We start from the raw sequence: 16,838 nt of genomic DNA on the forward strand, positions 1-16,838 counted from the left end.
GCCTTCCTATCTCAATGTCATGCGCATTTTCACGATCGGGTATGAAGGGGCTACGCAGGCCGAGCTGATAGCGGCGTTGCAGGAGGCGGGCGTCACGCTGCTGGCGGACATAAGGGCGGTTCCGCTGTCGCGGCGGCCGGGCTTTTCCAAGAACATCCTGGCGGCGGGGTTGAAGGAGGCAGGGATCGACTATGTCGGGCTGAAGGCGCTGGGCACGCCTGCCGAGGGCCGGGAAGCAGCGCGCAAGGGCAATCATGCGAAGCTGCGGGAGATTTACTCGGGCCAGCTCGACCTGCCTGAAGCCATCGTACAGGCGGAGCAACTGCGTGAGATGGCGGGAGAGCGGCCTACTGCTCTGCTATGTTTCGAGCGGGAGGCGGATGGATGCCATCGCTCCTTGCTGCTGGAATATCTTTTCCCCGACGATGAGCGGGTGGACCTGAAGCCCTGATCTTCAGAGGCGTCGGGCAATGGCTCCGGCGGTCCAGCCCATGCCAACGGCCAGCAGGATCGCGGTGAGGCCGTAGAGGAAGGACCATCGTTCGGCGGCGACAGCCATGAAGCGCTCGAACCCCGATTTGCGTATGGTGATGTCGCGGACGGCAGCGGCAACGACCCTGCCGTCCTGCACAAGGAAGGTTTCCGCCGTATAGTCACCAACGATGACACGTGCCGGGAGCGGGATGCGAGCGCGGTACAACACGCCTTCGGTGATTTCGACCGAACCCTGATGCTCGGCGAAGAGGCCGGTGCGTTCGCGCAGGTCGATCAACCCGGCCTGGAAGCGGTTCAGCTCCGCGCTGTCGTTGAGAGAGGACGGGGATAATTGCAGCTTGTCCACGCCGAGTTCGTAGATGGCGGCCGTTCGTTCATCGACCAGCTTCGCGATGGGGCGCGACGAAGCGACCGCATAGAAGCTGGGCGCGGATCGGAAGCGGGCGCTGTCGGCATTGACCCAGATGCCAGCGACCTTTTGCTTTTCGCGCATCGTGATGGACTGGTCGGGCCCTTTGAGGACCACCAATATATCCGCTGGCTTGCTGGGCATTCGCCCGTCCGGATAGACGATCGCGCCGAATAGCAGCAGGTCGGCTCCGGTGAAGCTGTACTGGATTTCGACCTCCCGTTGCGAGACATCGGGGACGAGCATCGGCTCCCCGGCCGCGCCGACCAGCATAAGGACGGCAGGAAGAAGAGCGAGAGGGACGCGCGATCTCAACGCACTTCCACCGTGTAGATTTCGTCGGGGCGAAAGCCCAGGCCAAGCGCCATGCGCGCGGCGACCAGCAGCACGATCACCGACAATAATATGCGCAGATATTCCGGCCGCACCGTCATCGAGATGCGGGTGCCGATCTGCGCGCCGGTCACGCTGCCGATCAGCAGCAGCAGGGCAAGGACAAGATCGACCGCCTTGGTGGTCATGGCGTGCATCATGGTGGTCGCCATGGTGACGAAAAGGATCTGGAACAGTGAGGTGCCGACCACGGATTGGGTAGTCATGCCGAGCAGGTACAACATCGCGGGCACAAGGATAAAGCCGCCGCCGACGCCAAGGAGGGTGGTCAATATCCCGGTCGCGACGCCGAGCAGCAAAGGCGCGAGCGGAGAGATGTAAAGTCCGGACCGATAGAAGCGCCACCGCATGGGCAACGCCGCGACCAGGGGGTGATGCCGGCGCTTGCGCGCTTGCAAACGCTTGCCAGTTTTCAGCATGACGAGCGCCTGGATCGATTCCTTCGCCATCAAGATGCCGATGCCGCCAAGCATCAGCACATAGAGGATGCCGATCGCCGTATCGATCTGTCCGATGGACTGGAGTAGCCGGAACAGCAGCACGCCAATGCCAGCGCCGATGACGCCGCCCCCGATGAGGACGCCGCCCATCCGGAAATCCACCGTGCCTCTGGCCATGTGGGTGACCACGCCTGAAACGCTCGCGCCGGTGACTTGAGAGGCGGCAGATGCAGCCGCGACGGTGGGCGGGATGCCATAGAAGATGAGCAGCGGCGTCGTCAGGAACCCGCCGCCGACGCCGAACATGCCGGAAAGCAGGCCGACCACACCGCCAAGGGCTATGATCACCAACGCGTTCACCGATAGATTGGCGATAGGCAGGTAGAGATCCATGTGCCTGCAGGGTTAGGCTGATCGGGTGGCAAGATAAAGGTGTAGAGGGCTGGATCGGCCTTAAAAATCGCCGCCGAGCGTCACCGCGAGGCCGGATGAGGGTGAGGCTTTGCCAGCTACGCGCTCCCGCCACTCTATGCTGAGCCGCGATGCTGCGCGAGGCATTGGCAGGCGGAGCTGTACTTCGGGCCCGATGTCGAGCCGTTCCACCTGAGGCTGCGCGCCTCCTGAAAGACTGATCCCCGTACGCACCGGCGTTCGGGTCACCGGTGCCAGCAGGGAGAGTTTGCCGTCGGCGAAAAGATCGCGCCGGTTGAACCCCACCATGCCTGCCTGGGCATAGGCTTGGGCTTCCACCTTGCCGAGCAGGGGCCGGGGGCCGAAGCCGCCCACCGCAAATACCGCGTTAGCATTGCGCGCGCCGTCTCCCAATGCCATGCGCCGTTCCGCAGCGATCGTAAGCGGGACAGACCTTGCAGGCTGCCAAGCGACACCCACCGCACCTTCAGGCGAGGCGGGGCGATTGAGGGCGCTGCTCAGGCGGCCGTACAAGGCGGTGCGGCTGATGCTTGCTGGCGTCATGTCATAGTCGAGGCGAAGGCCAGCCTGCGATCCGCCGAGCCTGCCAGCGGTGACGAGGTCTCGGGGGTTTCCGCTGCCTTCGCGCCAGAGGATCCAAGCGCTGGCACGCCAACGATCACCCTGTGCGCTTGCCGGGGAAGACATGGGAAATGCGGGCGGCGCCGGTTGATCAGGTGAAGGGGATTGGTCGGGCTGAGCGGCTTCTGCCATTAGCGGTGCAAAGCTTGCCTCGGGTCTCGATCCTACGCTTTCAGCCCTTGTGATCGGCGCCTTTTCCGCAGCGACGACCCCCTTGCTCACCGCCGATCGCGCAAAATACGGGCGGATTGGTGATGAGGTCGTCAATACCTTTCGTTGCAGCGGAGGCGTGACCAGTTCGGCGGCAGCGACCGCTTCCAGCTGCAATGGTGAGGGTGGTGCCGTATCTCCGCCCATCACGGTGCTGGCGATGCGCAATGATACCCAGCCGGCCATGAGGATCGCAAAAAAACGGACGGGTCGTCCGCGTGTCATACTGTGCATGATGACCGTCAAAGATTGGGAAAACGATGCTGCGTCTTGTCCCAGACCAGCGGCTTTCCGAACAAGGATTTGAGGTAGAGAAACACTGCGCGCCGTGCTGCGAGCATCGCGATCAGGTTGGCAATGATCGCGCGGGGGATGGCTCCGACGCCGTGCATCCAGCCATAGCTACGGCCCACGAAGATGGCACGCATGGCTGCACGCCAAGTCATGAAGGCGAAGTTCAGCCAGAGGAGCAACTCTACAGCGGAGGATGGCCGGTGGTCGGCCTCAAGCCCCAGCCAGCGTGCCACGACGAGCAAGCCCCAGAGCAGGAATGCGACATAGGCAGCAAAGAGAATGACGGCGGCAATCGCCGCCCGCCGGTCGCGGACGCGCATCCACCACTCTGCAAGGCCGCCTTGCCAGCCCATGCGGTCCCACCCGGCGAGCGAAATTCCCACCATCCAGCGCGCCTTTTGCCGCACGGCGCCGTCCAGGCTGTCCGGGAAATATTCCCGGGTGGCGACAAGCTCCCCTGCTGCGTCGCGCATCCGTACGAAGACGCCGCGCCCGCCCATATTCCTGATGCGCAGGCCGACTTCATAGTCTTCCGTGAGGGAGTCGGGATCGAAGGGCCCGCCATTTGCCGGATTTACGAGGCGTTCGAGCATCAGCCGTTCAAACGCGCAAGCGACGCCGGCCGAGGGGACGGACGCGCCCATGGCTTCGCGAATGGTCAGATATTTTCCGTGGCTCTCGGCGAACTCATCGCAGTAATGGTTGGCGATCGCGCGCGACCACCACCCGCCTTCGCCCGTCAGCGGAAGGACCGGCAGCTGTACCAGTTGAAACCGGTCGATCATCAGGTCGAACAGGCGGATTTCGTCGGCGTGCACGACGTCTTCCGCATCGTGGAGAACAATCGCCTTGAACTTCGTGCCTGTGCGCTCTTCCTCTTCCAGCATGGTCCGCCACAGGACGTTGAGGCAATCCGCCTTCGTCGTCGGGCCGGGGCGTTCATTGACGCATATGACCAGCCGGTCATCCTGATCCGCTATCGGGTTGACTGCTGCAAGGGTAGCCAGGTCGTTGGGATAGACGCCAACGAAGATGCGATAGCGTCCGATCGACCATTGGCTGAGCGCATTGCGCAGCATAGGCCCGATCACGTCCGCTTCGCCCCAGGCAGGGACGAAGACGGCGATGGTCCCGGGCCTTGACGAGGCTGGCAGCGTGGCGGTCGTCATGCGTGGATGACGCGAATACACCGCGATGTTCCTCCAACAGCGGCGCGCGAGAAACATGATATCGACCAGAAAATCGTCGATGCCGCCAATGGTCAGCCCGACAACCGCGAACAGCAAAATCTCCTGGTAGATGACCACTAAAACCGTGGCCAGCGATTGCGCCATGATGAGAAACCCCCGAGTTGGCGCAGGGGATTGGCAAAATAGCGTTACATTTCATAGACCTTTGTCAACATTTTTTCAAAAAGGCTGAAAGAGTGGCGCCATTCCCTTGAAGGAGCATCGTTCGTGTGTTTTCCGCCAAGCTGCTCCAAGGATGCGTTGGATGGAATCGTTGCATCGCTTGGGGGATGCTATCGTCTCAACTGCCGGAAAGACGACTCGACAAGAGTTGCGGCACCCCAGCCAGTCTCGTGAGCGATAGGTAGGAGGGCGTGAATGACCGGAGAGATGGATGTCAACTACCTGCTGCACAGGCAGCAGGTGTCACTGATACGAGCGCAGATGAGCCGGTCCAAAAAGGGCCGGGCGGCGTATGAAGGCCTGGCTCGTGGCTATGGTGACCAGATCGACGCATATCGCGAAGAGAATGCGCGCCTGGTGAACCCGGCGCATTGATCGGCTTGGCCGGACCTATCGCCGTCGGATCAATCGCTCCAGCGATTGGTGGTGCGCGGCGTCGGGGCCGCATTCCTTCTCAAGCGCGGTCTTGATCCGCTCAAGGTCAGCTTCGGTCAGATGTTCGATGCCGATGAAGTCGTTGCGCGCGTCCGTGACTGCGCGGATGAGTTCGTCCAGCTTTGCCTGAATGGCTGATCCATCCCTGTTTTGGGCGTTTTGAATCAGGAACACCATCAGAAAGGTCACGATCGTCGTGCTCGTGTTGATTATGAGCTGCCACGTGTCGGAATAGTGGAAGAATGGGCCCGTCACTATCCAGCCGATGATGACCGCGGATGCCAGTATGAAAGCGAGGGGTTGGCCGGACCAGCTGGCGATTCGATGCGCGAAGATTCCGAAAATCCTGTCCATGAATGGCTACCCCGTTTCGATCTATTTACCCTGCGTTCATGCAGTGATTGCCATGAAGTAGCGATGACGGCCATATCGCTCCGCGCCTTTGCGCTCACCTTGCCCGCAGCGGCTCTGTTCTTGTCCTCTTGCGCGACGGTATCGCCCGAATCGAAAGTGCGGACGGGGCTGATAGAAGCGGGGCTTTCCCCAAGGATGGCCAGCTGCATGGCAGAGCGGATGGTGGATCGGTTGAGCTTGGTGCAACTGCGGCGGGTCCAGTCGCTCGCCTCGATCCGCAATTCGCACATCGGCGATCTGACGGTCGACCGGTTTCTTTACAAGCTGCGCGCGCTGGAGGATCCGGAGATATTCGCGGTGACCAGCAAGGCTGCGGTTGCCTGCGCCCTGCTCGACTGATCCTCCTGCCGGGATTATATCGGTTCAGCAGCTTTGCAATTTTGCAAAGTGGTTTTGCGAAATGATGCTGGAGTGACAGGGCTCCATGTGCTTTAGCCCCTCCAATAGCTTTTCAGGCGAAAGGACGGGCCGAGCCCATGAACATTCACGAATATCAGGCGAAGGAATTGCTGGCGAAATATGGCGCGCCGATCGCGCAGGGTTTCGCGGCATTCTCGGTCGATGAGGCCGTCGAAGCTGCCAAGAAGCTGCCTGGGCCGCTTTATGTCGTGAAGTCGCAGATCCACGCTGGTGGTCGCGGCAAGGGCAAGTTCAAGGAACTGGCCTCTGAAGCGAAGGGCGGCGTTCGCCTTGCCTTCAACCTGGACGAAGTGAAGGCGCACTCGGCCGACATGCTCGGCAACACGCTGGTCACGATCCAGACCGGCGCAGCGGGGAAGCAGGTCAACCGTCTTTACATCACCGACGGCGCCGACATTGCGAAGGAATTCTACCTCGCCCTGCTGGTCGATCGCGCCACCAGCCGCATCGCTTTTGTTGTTTCGACCGAAGGTGGCATGGACATTGAAGAGGTCGCTCATTCGACCCCGGAGAAGATCCATACCTTCACCGTCGACCCTGCAACCGGTTTCCAGCCGCACCATGGCCGCTCGGTCGCGGCCGCTTTGGGCCTGACCGGCGATCAGGCGAAGCAGGCCGCCAAGGTCGCCTCGTCGCTCTACGCCGCGTTTCTCGACACCGACGCCGAGCAGATCGAAGTCAATCCGCTGGCTCTGACCGAGCAGGGCAATCTGCTGGTGCTGGACGCCAAGGTCGGCTTCGACGGCAACGCCATGTTCCGTCACAAGGACATCGCCGAACTGCGCGACCTGACCGAGGAAGATCCGGCGGAGGTTGAGGCTTCGGAATATGACCTCGCCTACATCAAGCTGGACGGCAATATCGGCTGCATGGTGAACGGCGCTGGCCTGGCCATGGCGACGATGGACATCATCAAGCTGAACGGCGAATTCCCCGCCAACTTCCTGGACGTCGGTGGCGGCGCTTCCAAGGAGAAGGTGACCGCGGCCTTCAAGATCATCCTGAAGGACCCGGCGGTGAAGGGCATTCTCGTCAACATCTTCGGTGGCATCATGAAGTGCGACATCATTGCCGAGGGCATTGTTGCCGCCGCCAAGGAAGTTGACCTCTCGGTCCCGCTGGTCGTGCGCCTCGAAGGCACCAACGTCCAGCAGGGCAAGGACATTCTGGCCTCGTCGGGCCTGGCGATCGTCCCTGCGGACGACCTGGGCGACGCAGCCAAGAAGATCGTGGCGGAAGTGAGGAAGGCAGCCTGAGGCACTTTCCAGCCATTTGAACAGACACCATGGGGCGCAGGCGGTCTTTTGAGGGCCGCCTGCGTCCTTGTCCGCATATGCGGGCTGTGGCGTGAAACGAAAGGATGTTGCGATGAAGATCCTTGTGCCCGTGAAGCGGGTCATTGACTATAATGTGAAGCCGCGGGTGAAGGCGGATGGGACGGGCGTTGATCTGGCGAACGTCAAGATGAGCATGAACCCGTTCGACGAGATTGCGGTCGAGGAAGCCATCCGCCTGAAGGAAAAGGGCGTGGCGACCGAGGTGGTGGCGGTGTCGATCGGCGTTGCCAAGGCGCAGGAAACGCTGCGCACGGCGCTGGCCATGGGTGCGGACCGCGCGATCCTGATCCAGACCGACGATGAAGTCGAGCCGCTGGGCGTGGCCAAGCTGCTCGCCAAGGTACAGGAAGAGGAAGGCGCTGGCCTGATCATCCTGGGCAAGCAGGCGATCGACGATGACAGCAACCAGACTGGTCAGATGCTGGCCGCTCTGCTGAACCTGCCGCAGGGCACCTTCGCCTCGAAGGTCGAGGTAGAGGGTGACAAGGTCAGCGTGACCCGCGAAGTCGATGGTGGGCTGGAGACGGTGAAGCTGAACGGTCCGGCGATCGTCACCACCGACCTGCGCCTCAATGAGCCGCGCTATGCGTCGCTGCCCAACATCATGAAGGCGAAGAGCAAGCCGCTTAGCACCAAGACGCCTGCCGACTATGGTGTCGATATCGCGCCGCGCCTGGAGACGCTGAAGGTCACCGAGCCCGCCAAGCGTTCGGCTGGCGTCAAGGTTGCCGATGTCGATGAACTGGTCGCGAAGCTCAAGGCTCTGGGAGTTGCAGCATGAAGACGCTCGTTTGGGTTGAACATGAGGGCGGCGCCGTCAAGGACGCGACCCTTTCCGCCGTCACCGCCGCTGCAAAGCTGGGTGAAGTGCATCTGCTGGTCGCTGGCGCTGGCGTCGGCGGCGTGGGCGAGGCTGCCGCGAAGATTGCGGGCGTGGGCAAGGTCCATGTCGCCGATGACGCGGCCTTTGGTCATGCGCTGGCCGAGAACGTCGCGCCGCTGATCGTCGAGCTGATGGGCCATCATGACGCGTTCGTCGCGCCCGCCACCAGCAACGGCAAGAATATCGCGCCCCGCGTTGCGGCTCTGCTGGACGTCATGCAGATCAGCGACATTCTGTCGGTGGAGAGCGAAGACACGTTCACGCGGCCCATCTATGCGGGTAACGCGATCGCGACCGTCAAGTCGAAGGATGCCAAGAAGGTCATCACCGTTCGTGGCACTGCTTTTGAAAAGGCGTCGCGCGAGGGTGGTTCGGGTGCGGTGGAAGCGGTTGCTTCGACCGGTGACAAGGGTCTCAGCAGCTTTGTCGGCGCGGAGATCGCCAAGCAGGAGCGTCCGGAACTGACCTCTGCCAAGATCATCGTGTCAGGTGGCCGTGCGCTGAAGGATGGGCCGACTTTTGAAGAGGTGATCTATCCGCTGGCGGACAAGCTGGGTGCAGCAGTCGGCGCTTCGCGTGCGGCGGTGGACGCTGGCTATGTGCCGAATGACTATCAGGTCGGGCAGACGGGCAAGATCGTGGCACCGGAAGTTTACATCGCCGTGGGCATTTCCGGGGCGATCCAGCATCTGGCGGGGATGAAGGATAGCAAGACCATCATCGCCATCAACAAGGACGAGGACGCGCCGATCTTCCAGGTGGCGGACATCGGACTGGTCGGTGACCTGTTCAAGGTCGTGCCGGAGTTGACTGGCAAGCTGTGATTATGGTGCCGGAGGGGGCTTGCTCTCTCCGGTCGCTGTTTCGGCATTGAAAGGGCGTGGCGGGGCTGCGCCCTTTTTTGCGTTCGGAGAGGATGGCATCGCGCAATTGCGGAGAGGGACATTAGTCCGCCCGCCACAGCGCCGCGAAAGGGGGGAGAACGCGGGGCCGGGCGGGCGGTGGCCAGCGGCCAGAGGGATGAGCCGCCGGAAGAGAATTTTTGAAGCGTCAGCTTTCGACGTGACGTCGATCAGCGGTTTTGCCGCCGGTCAGCCAGCGCCGCGCCGCTGGAATGTAACGGCGCGGCGGAACGCTGTTCCGTTCAGCTGACGAGGGGCGAGCTGGACGGCGTCTGGCGCGGGGCGGTGGGGGTGACCGCGGGGGACATGTCGCTGCCGCTCAGGCTGCTGCTGCTGGAGCTGCCGGTGCGGCTGGAAAGGTCGCCGCGTACCTGATTGTAGCGACCGACGAGGTCATCCTTGAACTCGGTCAGCTTGCCTTCGTCATACAGCTTTTTGCCGACATAACCGGCGATGGCGCCGAAAATCAGAGTGCGGATCATTTGGTATAGCTCCTTACCGGATAATATCTGCCAGGTTCGCGGGGATAACCGGTCAGGAGGCGTCGAGTTCCGGGCGCTTTGGGAGTAATCGACAAGATGAGCGGCTGTGGCGATTTCCGGATGGCGATTGCGAGCGGCTAGAGCGAAATGGCGGAAAAGCGCGATTTGGGGAGGCTGTTGCCAGCATCGCCGCCATCATCGGGAGCGGCGGGGTGAGCCGTCGCGCGGTGGCCCGCAATGCGTAGGAGGTGCGCCCTGCCTTCGCCGGCCAGGGGAGGTTGGCAGCATGGCCCCGCTATGATCAGGCGTCGGCGGGGGCCTGCTGGGGCCGCAATTCGTTAGAAGCCTCGTCGGACGGCGCAGCGGCAGCATTTTCTTCAGCGAGCGCTGCGGCGGCGGCTTCGCGGCGGGCGCGGTTGCGGTCGGCGAGGTCCTGCCGCTCTGCCATGGCGAGGAAGCCGGCTTCCGATCGGAGGCAGCGGTCGCGGACATTGGCGAGAGTGGCGGCGTCCGCTTCGCTGCGGGCCTGGGCGGCGAGGGCGCGATAGTCGGGGTGGGTCATGGGCGCTCCTTTTTCGAATGAGGGTGCCCGGGCGCTGCTGAAAGCCGCGCCCGGACGGTTCGGCAGAGGCTTATTCAGCGTGCTGAAGGTTGACGGCCGCCATCTTGCCGCGGCGGTCCTGTTCCAGATCATAGGATACGCGGTCCTTTTCGCGCAGCGTGGCAAGGCCAGCGCGCTCGACAGCGGTGATGTGGACGAACGCGTCGGGGGTGCCGTCGTCAGGGGCGATGAAGCCATAGCCCTTGTCGGCGTTGAAGAATTTGACGGTTCCGGTGATGCTCATGGTAGTTCCTTCGTTCGTACGGCCCATCCAGCGTGGACGGACCGGTCGCTAGAGGGGCAGGGAAAGAAGGAAGTTTGGTGCCGCAAAGCGCCGAAAGACCGTCGATTTGCGTCTGTAGCAGTGGAGATGTGGGGAGGGGGTGGGCGGATTGCAAGGGCGGGGGATTGCTGGGGTGCTGAAATGGTAGAGCGTGTTCCTGCGAAGGCAGGAACCCAGTCCCGCCCTTGTTTGGAAACTCAGCGTCTGGACTAGGCTCCTGCCTACGCAGGAGCACGGTGAATTTGCCGCAAGCCTCCTGCCATCCCATCACCCCGCCTGTTCCAACGCCGTGAAACCGAAAAAGGCGTCGCGCGCCAAGGCTGCGGCGGCTTCATAGGGGCGGCGCTGGGCTTCCTCCAGCGCGGCCAGGGCTTCGCTTTCCCGTGGGGTCAGGTCGCGCTCATAACCGTCTATGTCGTAGATGTCGCCGCTCTCTTCGCCGTCGAAGCCGGGCGGGGCGGGATAGTCGGTGCGCCAGGCTTCGCGCTCCTCATCCCACCATGCGCCGCGCAGGCGGGCGGCGGCTTCGTCGGGCGGAAGGGTGGCGCGATCGACCAGCGGAGGGCGAAGTTCACACCGTTCATGGAAGGGGTGGGCGTGACCCGCATTGGCGGCCCTTTTGCCGTCATGCAGTGCCATGCGGGCGGCGATGAAGAGCGCGGCGGAGGCGCCGGGGGAAAGGGCGGTGGCGGTGGAATCGATGCATGGCCCAAGCGCGGGATCGCGCAGGCTGGCGTCGTGTGAGGAGGCTTCGTCCATGTCCGGCGTGACGGGGGTTGAGGGCGGGGCGAGGCCGGGCTGGTCCTGCTGTGCCGGGGCTTGTTCGGGCGCGGATTGGCCTGATTGCTCATCCGGGCAGAGCATGTCGAGATAGGCGGCGAAATCCTGCGCGACGACGCGGGCGAGCGCGGCGTCACTGCCTTCGGGCGGATTGTCGGCCATGCGGTCGAGGCGGGAGAGCATCGACATGGCGAGGCGATTGTCGTGGCGGCGGCGGGTGATGGTGTCTTCGTCCTTGTGGATCACTTCCTCATGGCCGGTGAGGGCGCGGGCGAGCAGTTCGTCGGCGAGGCGCGCGCGGGCGATGAGGATGGCCGCGTCCCAGCCGAGGCGAAAGGCCGCGCCGTCGCGGCGGATGCGCAAGGCATAGGCGGCGCGGGGGGAGATGTGGACGGCGTCGCAGGCCGTGGTGATGACGCCGGTGGCGGCGAGGGTTTCCAGAAACTGCCGCTGCCGCGCGGGGCTCCAGCCGTCGGCGCGGATTTGCTCGGCGGCGGTGGGGAGCGGGGGGAAGTGGTAGGACATGGGCAAAGCTCCGGTTTAGGGGAGGGTTTGCCGGGAGGGTATCAAAGGTGAGGGGTTGTAGGACAGAACAAAATGGGAACGGCGGTGGGAGGGATATTGTTGGCGGGTGTGCTTTACGGCCAGTATCTCCACGACTTCGGTGCCGACGCGGTAGACGAGCATATAGTGGGGGGTGATTATCGCTTCGCGCGTATCGGGAACGCGCCCGGCCCGGTGCATATAGGGGTGATCCGCCAGTCGTTCGGCAGCATATTCGATCAGTTCAGCAAGCCGAGCGGCTGCGGAGGGATTGCGATCGGAAATATAGTCGATGATCTGGCGCGCTTCTTCGCGCGCCTTCGGACGCCAGATTATGTGCGGCATTATGCTTGGCTGGATTTCTTGGCCGCGATGATCGCGCGTAGCTCTGCCATGACCTGATCGTGCGGGATGCTGGGCCGAGGATCGGCCAACGACGCCTCGACTTCCGAGCGGAGCCAGGCGTCATATGCCTCGGCTTCCTCGGTAGTCGCGAACTCGGACTCGATAGGAGTGAGTTTGGTCATGAGTTATATTTATCAGAGCGGATCGGATATGGAAATGAGGATGAGGAACTGCATCATTCGTCGAAAATATTTTGGACATGTTCGTTGAAGAATGCCTTTGGGAGCATTGGACCACCAGACACATTAGCTACTCTGTCATATGCCGAAAAAGACATAGAAACATATTTAGCTGACCGATAAAGGTAGTCGGGATCAGTGGGTGCATCATTCATCGAAGGTAAATGATGATATTTGTGCAAAGGATTGGTGCACTGAATAGTGTTGTAAAGGTGTATGTGTTCCCAAGTGTTGTGAACACACGATGAGAATGGCGAGAAGGAATATTTATAAAAATCCTCGTCACCGATTTCCTTTGCCATCGCTCTCACAGAAGATCCTGACCAGCTTCCTAAATTTACTTCAACGAACGGCAGCATCTTATGATACCCAATCCAGTGTTTTTTGGCCTCAATGAGAGTGTTTAAAATTTCATCGCCAGGCTGGTTAATTGAACGCTCTTCCAAATGAGATAAGGTGAGTTTGGCCTGCCCGAGAGCATATCCAATATATTCTTGTGATCGTGACACCGGGTCACCCAAAATCCATTCGAAGCTAATGTGGCAATCGATCATAGATCGCAGCACTAGGGGCGCGATATGTCCGTCCCAGTTCGTAGGAGATTGAGCTAACTTAATCGAGAGTGTGGCCTGACGGCCGAGCAATCCATTCAGGACGGAAGAAACTTCTCCACTATACCAAGGCTGATTGACCTTGGAATTTTTTCGATGATCGAGACCATCAAGAACATTTTCTATATATTTTTCTATAAAATTAATAAGAAGTTCGCGTTTATTCATCGTGGCTCTCTAAATCGCATTCTGATACGGTGTAGCACCGGTTCCAAAACTGTTGAGGCCATTCCCCGCGATTTTCATGCAAGTGACCAATAAACATTTGAGCGTGCATCCGTACTGAAGAGGATGCATGCTGACCGTCATCAGAGTCCGGACTTGCAATAATTGCGTCCAGATTGGGGACGCGTAAGCCTTCTGCGATGTGTATACGGCCAGCGCATGCCTGCGTGTAGTATAAATTAGCTAAGGCAGCACAAGCTGGAACGGAATAGCGGTCATACAAGCGACCCACGCAAGTCTTGAAATGTCCAATAGAAACACTTTCATCCATGCCTACGGAGCCAAAGTAACTGACCGGATGATCCGGAAAAATCGTCATGAACGGCGTAAGAGCAGTCTGGACGGCTGTCCGTCCCTCAGGAGCTAAAGACCCGATAACTCTCGCCGCATCCTCTCGAGACATATCCAAAAGGTCAGAAGAGATCAGAGCTTTGTCGGGGAGTATCTTAAGGATAGATTGAGATAGCGCGAGCGAAAGCTCGGCGCCCCGAGCGTAACCATGTGCGTCATTCAACAGTCCAAGGAGAATGATCTCTGGAATGGTGTTATCGACGTAGCTCACAAACTGGAAATTTATTTTAGTGAGAAATTCAGGTTTTAAGCGGTTCCCAATTTTCTTGTGTCCGTCCAGAACGCTTTTTGCGCCTTGTGTTTTGCTCTGGTTTCTCTTCTTCACTCCGCCGCCACAGCCTCCAACCCTAACAGCGGCGCGAGATAGCGCCCGGTAAAGCTCCGGGCGTTCTTCGCGACCTTCTCCGGCGTGCCTTCGGCGACGACTTCACCGCCTTTGACGCCGCCTTCGGGGCCCATGTCGATGATCCAGTCGGCGGTCTTGATGACGTCGAGGTTATGCTCGATCACGACCACGCTGTTGCCCTGTTCGACCAGGGCGTGGAGGACTTCGAGCAGTTTGCGGACGTCTTCGAAGTGGAGGCCGGTGGTGGGCTCGTCCAATATGTAGAGGGTCTGGCCGGTGGCGCGGCGGGAGAGTTCCTTGGCGAGCTTGACGCGCTGGGCTTCGCCGCCGGACAGGGTGGTGGCCTGCTGGCCGACCTTGATATAGCCCAGGCCGACTTCGGCGAGCATCGCCATCTTGTCGCGGATGGGGGGGACGGCCTTGAAGAATTCCACCGCGTCCTCGACCGTCATGTCGAGCACGTCGGCGATGCTGTGGCCCTTGAACTTCACCTCCAGCGTCTCGCGATTGTAGCGGGCGCCGTGGCAGACGTCGCAGGTGACATAGACGTCGGGGAGGAAGTGCATCTCGATCTTGAGCACGCCGTCGCCCTGGCAGGCTTCGCAGCGGCCGCCCTTGACGTTGAAGCTGAAGCGGCCGGGCTTGTAGCCGCGCGCCTGCGCTTCGGGGAGGCCCGCGAACCAGTCGCGGATGTTGGTGAAGGCTCCCGTATAGGTCGCCGGGTTGGAGCGCGGGGTGCGGCCGATGGGCGACTGGTCGATGTCGATCACCTTGTCGCAATGTTCAAGGCCGGTGACCTTGTCATGCGGCCCCGCGACGATGCGCGCGCCGTTGAGGGCGCGTGCCGACGCGGCGTAGAGGGTGTCGATGGTGAAGCTGGACTTGCCCGATCCCGACACGCCAGTGATGCAGGTGAAGGTGCCGAGCGGGATGCTGGCGGTGACATTCTGCAGATTGTTGGCGCGGGCGTTGTGGACGGTGAGCTTCTTGCCGTTGCCCTTGCGGCGCTTAGGCGGGACTTCGATGCGGCGGGTGCCGTTGAGATAGTCCGCGGTCAGGCTGTCGCGGTGGGCGAGCAGTTCGTTGAGCGTGCCCTGCGCGACGATGGTGCCGCCGTGGACGCCTGCGCCCGGCCCCATGTCGACGATATAGTCGGCGGTGCGGATCGCGTCCTCGTCATGCTCCACGACGATGACGGTGTTGCCGAGGTCGCGCAGGCGCTTCAAGGTGATGAGCAGGCGGTCATTGTCGCGCTGGTGCAGGCCGATGGAGGGTTCGTCGAGGACGTAGAGGACGCCCGACAGCCCGCTGCCGATCTGGGACGCAAGGCGGATGCGCTGGGACTCGCCGCCCGACAGGGTGCCGCTGGTGCGGTCGAGGTTCAGATAGTCGAGGCCGACATTGTTGAGGAAGCCGAGGCGCTCGACAATTTCCTTGAGGATGGCCTTGGCGATCTGGTTCTGCTGGTCGGTGAGCTGGGCGGGGAGGGTGGAGAAGAAGCCGAGCGCGTCCACCACCGAGCGGCGGGTGGACATGGAGATGTCCTCGCCCGCGATCTTGACGGCGCGGGCTTCGGGCTTGAGGCGGGCGCCGTGGCAGGTCTCGCACGGCATGGCGGTCTGGTACTTGCTCAGTTCCTCGCGCATCCAGGCGGAGTCCGTCTGGAGGAGGCGACGGTTCAGGTTGCCGATGACGCCTTCGAAGGGTTTCTTGACCTCGTAGGATTTTTTGCCGTCGACGAAGCGCAGGGTGACGGGCTTGCCTGCGGTGCCGTGGAGGATGATGATTTTGACCTCCTGGGGGAGATCAATCCAGGGCGTTTCAAGGTTGAAGCCGAACTCCTTGGCGAGGGAGCCGAGGACTTGCATATAATAGGGGCTGGGCGGATTGGATTTGGCCCAGGGGACGATGGCGCCCTTCTTGAGGGTGAGATGCTCGTTGGGGACTACGAGTTCGGGGTCGAACTCCTGCCGTTCTCCGAGGCCGTCGCAGGCTGGGCAGGCGCCTTGCGGGGCGTTGAAGGAGAAAAGGCGGGGTTCGATTTCCGGGATGGTGAAGCCGCTGACGGGGCAGGCGAATTTTTCGCTGAAGACGATGCGGTTGGGGGGGGCTTCGGCGCCTTTCAGGGTGCCTTCGCGCTTGGGGATAGCCCCCACCCCCGGCCCCTCCCCTGAAGGGGAGGGGAGAATGTCGGCCACGGTCCCGTCCGCCAGGTCCACATAAGCCAGGCCGTCGGCGAGCTTGAGCGCCTGTTCGAAGCTGTCGGCTAGTCGGGTGCCCATGTCGGCGTCCACGGCTAGGCGATCGACGACGACTTCGATGTCATGCTTGTATTTCTTGTCGAGGGCGGGGGCGTCCTCGATCAGGTACATTTCGCCGTCGATGCGGACGCGGGTGTAGCCCGCCTTCTGCCACTCCAGCAGCTCCTTCTTATACTCGCCCTTGCGGCCGCGCACGACGGGGGCGAGGAGGTAGAAGCGGGTGCCTTCGGGGAGCTGCATGACGCGATCGACCATCTGGCTGACGGTCTGGGCGCTGATCGGCTCGCCGGTCGCGGGGGAATAGGGGACGCCGACGCGCGCCCAGAGGAGGCGCATATAGTCGTAGATTTCCGTGACGGTCGCGACGGTGGAGCGCGGGTTGCGGCTGGTCGTCTTTTGTTCGATCGAGATGGCGGGGGAGAGGCCGTCGATATGCTCGACGTCCGGCTTCTGCATCATCTCAAGGAACTGGCGGGCGTAGGCGGAGAGGGACTCCACATAGCGGCGCTGACCCTCGGCATAGATGGTGTCGAAGGCGAGGGAGGATTTGCCCGAGCCCGAAAGCCCGGTGATGACGATCAGGCTGTCGCGGGGGAGATCGACGTCCACGCCCTTGAGATTATGTTCGCGCGCGCCGCGTACGGAGATTGTGGTCAGACTCATGGGGGCGTGTT

Annotated in this window: 20 protein-coding genes; 6 read left to right on the forward strand and 14 right to left on the reverse strand. The window is 61.6% G+C overall.

Translation table 11 applies throughout. From position 1 onward, the window contains the following. Nucleotides 1-19 precede the first annotated feature (19 nt). Nucleotides 20-451, forward strand: a complete 432-nt coding sequence (locus ACYU8T_RS01650) for a DUF488 domain-containing protein (protein ID WP_097091088.1) — start codon at nt 20-22, stop codon at nt 449-451. A gap of 3 nt (nt 452-454) precedes the next feature. Here the strand turns inward: ACYU8T_RS01650 and ACYU8T_RS01655 are convergent, their stop codons facing one another. Genes ACYU8T_RS01655 through ACYU8T_RS01670 form a run of 4 tightly spaced genes read right to left on the reverse strand, consistent with a single transcriptional unit; the run spans nt 455 to nt 4,628 of the window. Next, a complete protein-coding gene (locus tag ACYU8T_RS01655) occupies nt 455-1,177 on the reverse strand; it encodes a TIGR02186 family protein (RefSeq protein WP_461158306.1) in 723 nt (240 codons plus the stop codon). A 38-nt stretch (nt 1,178-1,215) separates the two neighbouring features. After that, nucleotides 1,216-2,130, reverse strand: a complete 915-nt coding sequence (locus ACYU8T_RS01660) for a sulfite exporter TauE/SafE family protein (RefSeq protein ID WP_461158307.1) — start codon at nt 2,128-2,130, stop codon at nt 1,216-1,218. A 60-nt stretch (nt 2,131-2,190) separates the two neighbouring features. Beyond that, nucleotides 2,191-3,186, reverse strand: coding sequence for a hypothetical protein (locus ACYU8T_RS01665; RefSeq protein WP_461158308.1), 996 nt, complete (start codon nt 3,184-3,186; stop codon nt 2,191-2,193). A 56-nt stretch (nt 3,187-3,242) separates the two neighbouring features. Then, complete coding sequence (locus tag ACYU8T_RS01670) at nt 3,243-4,628, reverse strand: glycosyl transferase family protein (RefSeq protein WP_461158309.1); 1,386 nt, start codon at nt 4,626-4,628, stop codon at nt 3,243-3,245. A 273-nt stretch (nt 4,629-4,901) separates the two neighbouring features. Here ACYU8T_RS01670 and ACYU8T_RS01675 point away from each other — a divergent pair, with 273 nt between their 5' ends. Beyond that, nucleotides 4,902-5,081: a hypothetical protein gene (locus ACYU8T_RS01675; RefSeq protein ID WP_097091092.1), complete on the forward strand. Its 180-nt coding sequence runs from the start codon at nt 4,902-4,904 to the stop codon at nt 5,079-5,081. 15 nt (nt 5,082-5,096) lie between these two features. On the opposite strand, the gene ACYU8T_RS01680 is transcribed toward ACYU8T_RS01675, so the two are convergent. After that, the gene (locus ACYU8T_RS01680; RefSeq protein ID WP_461158310.1) at nt 5,097-5,495 is read right to left on the reverse strand and encodes a low affinity iron permease family protein; all 399 of its coding nucleotides are present in this window, start codon (nt 5,493-5,495) and stop codon (nt 5,097-5,099) included. A 63-nt stretch (nt 5,496-5,558) separates the two neighbouring features. On the opposite strand from ACYU8T_RS01680, the gene ACYU8T_RS01685 reads away from it, so the two are divergent. The 4 genes from ACYU8T_RS01685 (at nt 5,559) to ACYU8T_RS01700 (ending at nt 9,019) form a co-directional block, all read left to right on the forward strand. Further along, nucleotides 5,559-5,894 (forward strand): hypothetical protein, encoded by a 336-nt coding sequence (locus ACYU8T_RS01685; RefSeq protein ID WP_461158311.1) that lies wholly within the window; start codon nt 5,559-5,561, stop codon nt 5,892-5,894. 137 nt (nt 5,895-6,031) lie between these two features. Further along, nucleotides 6,032-7,231 carry an ADP-forming succinate--CoA ligase subunit beta gene (gene sucC / locus ACYU8T_RS01690; protein WP_461158312.1) on the forward strand — a complete coding sequence of 400 codons (1,200 nt, stop codon included), beginning with the start codon at nt 6,032-6,034 and terminating at the stop codon, nt 7,229-7,231. Between the two features lie 112 nt (nt 7,232-7,343). Continuing rightward, nucleotides 7,344-8,093, forward strand: a complete 750-nt coding sequence (locus tag ACYU8T_RS01695; protein WP_461158313.1) for an electron transfer flavoprotein subunit beta/FixA family protein — start codon at nt 7,344-7,346, stop codon at nt 8,091-8,093. After that, a complete protein-coding gene (locus ACYU8T_RS01700) occupies nt 8,090-9,019 on the forward strand; it encodes an electron transfer flavoprotein subunit alpha/FixB family protein (RefSeq protein ID WP_461158314.1) in 930 nt (309 codons plus the stop codon). The genes ACYU8T_RS01695 and ACYU8T_RS01700 overlap by 4 nt, the downstream gene beginning before the upstream one ends. A 320-nt stretch (nt 9,020-9,339) precedes the next feature. Here ACYU8T_RS01700 and ACYU8T_RS01705 read toward each other — a convergent pair whose 3' ends face one another. The 9 genes from ACYU8T_RS01705 to uvrA form a co-directional block, all read right to left on the reverse strand. Beyond that, nucleotides 9,340-9,579 carry a hypothetical protein gene (locus tag ACYU8T_RS01705; RefSeq protein ID WP_247233919.1) on the reverse strand — a complete coding sequence of 80 codons (240 nt, stop codon included), beginning with the start codon at nt 9,577-9,579 and terminating at the stop codon, nt 9,340-9,342. A 301-nt stretch (nt 9,580-9,880) separates the two neighbouring features. Beyond that, complete coding sequence (locus tag ACYU8T_RS01710) at nt 9,881-10,141, reverse strand: hypothetical protein (protein WP_461158315.1); 261 nt, start codon at nt 10,139-10,141, stop codon at nt 9,881-9,883. Between the two features lie 70 nt (nt 10,142-10,211). Then, on the reverse strand, nt 10,212-10,424 hold the full coding sequence (locus ACYU8T_RS01715; RefSeq protein ID WP_097092702.1) for a cold-shock protein: 213 nt from the start codon (nt 10,422-10,424) through the stop codon (nt 10,212-10,214). A 306-nt stretch (nt 10,425-10,730) separates the two neighbouring features. After that, entirely contained in the window at nt 10,731-11,768 is a 1,038-nt protein-coding gene (locus tag ACYU8T_RS01720) for a hypothetical protein (RefSeq protein WP_461158316.1), read from the reverse strand. Nucleotides 11,769-11,783: 15 nt separating this feature from the next. Continuing rightward, nucleotides 11,784-12,131 carry a type II toxin-antitoxin system RelE/ParE family toxin gene (locus ACYU8T_RS01725; RefSeq protein ID WP_461158317.1) on the reverse strand — a complete coding sequence of 116 codons (348 nt, stop codon included), beginning with the start codon at nt 12,129-12,131 and terminating at the stop codon, nt 11,784-11,786. Beyond that, a complete protein-coding gene (gene relB, locus ACYU8T_RS01730; RefSeq protein ID WP_461158318.1) occupies nt 12,131-12,313 on the reverse strand; it encodes a type II toxin-antitoxin system RelB family antitoxin in 183 nt (60 codons plus the stop codon). Before relB ends, ACYU8T_RS01725 begins: the two co-directional genes overlap by 1 nt. Before the next feature lie 53 nt (nt 12,314-12,366). Continuing rightward, on the reverse strand, nt 12,367-13,149 hold the full coding sequence (locus ACYU8T_RS01735; RefSeq protein WP_461158319.1) for a DUF5677 domain-containing protein: 783 nt from the start codon (nt 13,147-13,149) through the stop codon (nt 12,367-12,369). After that, nucleotides 13,142-13,882 (reverse strand): hypothetical protein, encoded by a 741-nt coding sequence (locus ACYU8T_RS01740; RefSeq protein ID WP_461158320.1) that lies wholly within the window; start codon nt 13,880-13,882, stop codon nt 13,142-13,144. The genes ACYU8T_RS01735 and ACYU8T_RS01740 overlap by 8 nt, the downstream gene beginning before the upstream one ends. After that, entirely contained in the window at nt 13,879-16,827 is a 2,949-nt protein-coding gene (uvrA, locus tag ACYU8T_RS01745) for an excinuclease ABC subunit UvrA (protein ID WP_461158321.1), read from the reverse strand. Before uvrA ends, ACYU8T_RS01740 begins: the two co-directional genes overlap by 4 nt. Nucleotides 16,828-16,838: the final 11 nt, after the last annotated feature.

The organism is Sphingobium sp. TomMM35A (assembly GCF_054771735.1).

Excerpts from the sequence above, each read along its gene's own strand:
- ACYU8T_RS01650 (WP_097091088.1), top strand. The coding sequence starts at position 20 with ATGCGCATTTTCACGATCGGGTATGAAGGGGCTACGCAGGCCGAGCTG.
- ACYU8T_RS01655 (WP_461158306.1), bottom strand. The coding sequence starts at position 1,177 with ATGCTGGTCGGCGCGGCCGGGGAGCCGATGCTCGTCCCCGATGTCTCG.
- ACYU8T_RS01660 (WP_461158307.1), bottom strand. The coding sequence starts at position 2,130 with ATGGATCTCTACCTGCCTATCGCCAATCTATCGGTGAACGCGTTGGTG.
- ACYU8T_RS01665 (WP_461158308.1), bottom strand. The coding sequence starts at position 3,186 with ATGGCCGGCTGGGTATCATTGCGCATCGCCAGCACCGTGATGGGCGGA.
- ACYU8T_RS01670 (WP_461158309.1), bottom strand. The coding sequence starts at position 4,628 with ATGGCGCAATCGCTGGCCACGGTTTTAGTGGTCATCTACCAGGAGATT.
- ACYU8T_RS01675 (WP_097091092.1), top strand. The coding sequence starts at position 4,902 with ATGACCGGAGAGATGGATGTCAACTACCTGCTGCACAGGCAGCAGGTG.
- ACYU8T_RS01680 (WP_461158310.1), bottom strand. The coding sequence starts at position 5,495 with ATGGACAGGATTTTCGGAATCTTCGCGCATCGAATCGCCAGCTGGTCC.
- ACYU8T_RS01685 (WP_461158311.1), top strand. The coding sequence starts at position 5,559 with ATGACGGCCATATCGCTCCGCGCCTTTGCGCTCACCTTGCCCGCAGCG.
- sucC (WP_461158312.1), top strand. The coding sequence starts at position 6,032 with ATGAACATTCACGAATATCAGGCGAAGGAATTGCTGGCGAAATATGGC.
- ACYU8T_RS01695 (WP_461158313.1), top strand. The coding sequence starts at position 7,344 with ATGAAGATCCTTGTGCCCGTGAAGCGGGTCATTGACTATAATGTGAAG.
- ACYU8T_RS01700 (WP_461158314.1), top strand. The coding sequence starts at position 8,090 with ATGAAGACGCTCGTTTGGGTTGAACATGAGGGCGGCGCCGTCAAGGAC.
- ACYU8T_RS01705 (WP_247233919.1), bottom strand. The coding sequence starts at position 9,579 with ATGATCCGCACTCTGATTTTCGGCGCCATCGCCGGTTATGTCGGCAAA.
- ACYU8T_RS01710 (WP_461158315.1), bottom strand. The coding sequence starts at position 10,141 with ATGACCCACCCCGACTATCGCGCCCTCGCCGCCCAGGCCCGCAGCGAA.
- ACYU8T_RS01715 (WP_097092702.1), bottom strand. The coding sequence starts at position 10,424 with ATGAGCATCACCGGAACCGTCAAATTCTTCAACGCCGACAAGGGCTAT.
- ACYU8T_RS01720 (WP_461158316.1), bottom strand. The coding sequence starts at position 11,768 with ATGTCCTACCACTTCCCCCCGCTCCCCACCGCCGCCGAGCAAATCCGC.
- ACYU8T_RS01725 (WP_461158317.1), bottom strand. The coding sequence starts at position 12,131 with ATGCCGCACATAATCTGGCGTCCGAAGGCGCGCGAAGAAGCGCGCCAG.
- relB (WP_461158318.1), bottom strand. The coding sequence starts at position 12,313 with ATGACCAAACTCACTCCTATCGAGTCCGAGTTCGCGACTACCGAGGAA.
- ACYU8T_RS01735 (WP_461158319.1), bottom strand. The coding sequence starts at position 13,149 with ATGAATAAACGCGAACTTCTTATTAATTTTATAGAAAAATATATAGAA.
- uvrA (WP_461158321.1), bottom strand. The coding sequence starts at position 16,827 with ATGAGTCTGACCACAATCTCCGTACGCGGCGCGCGCGAACATAATCTC.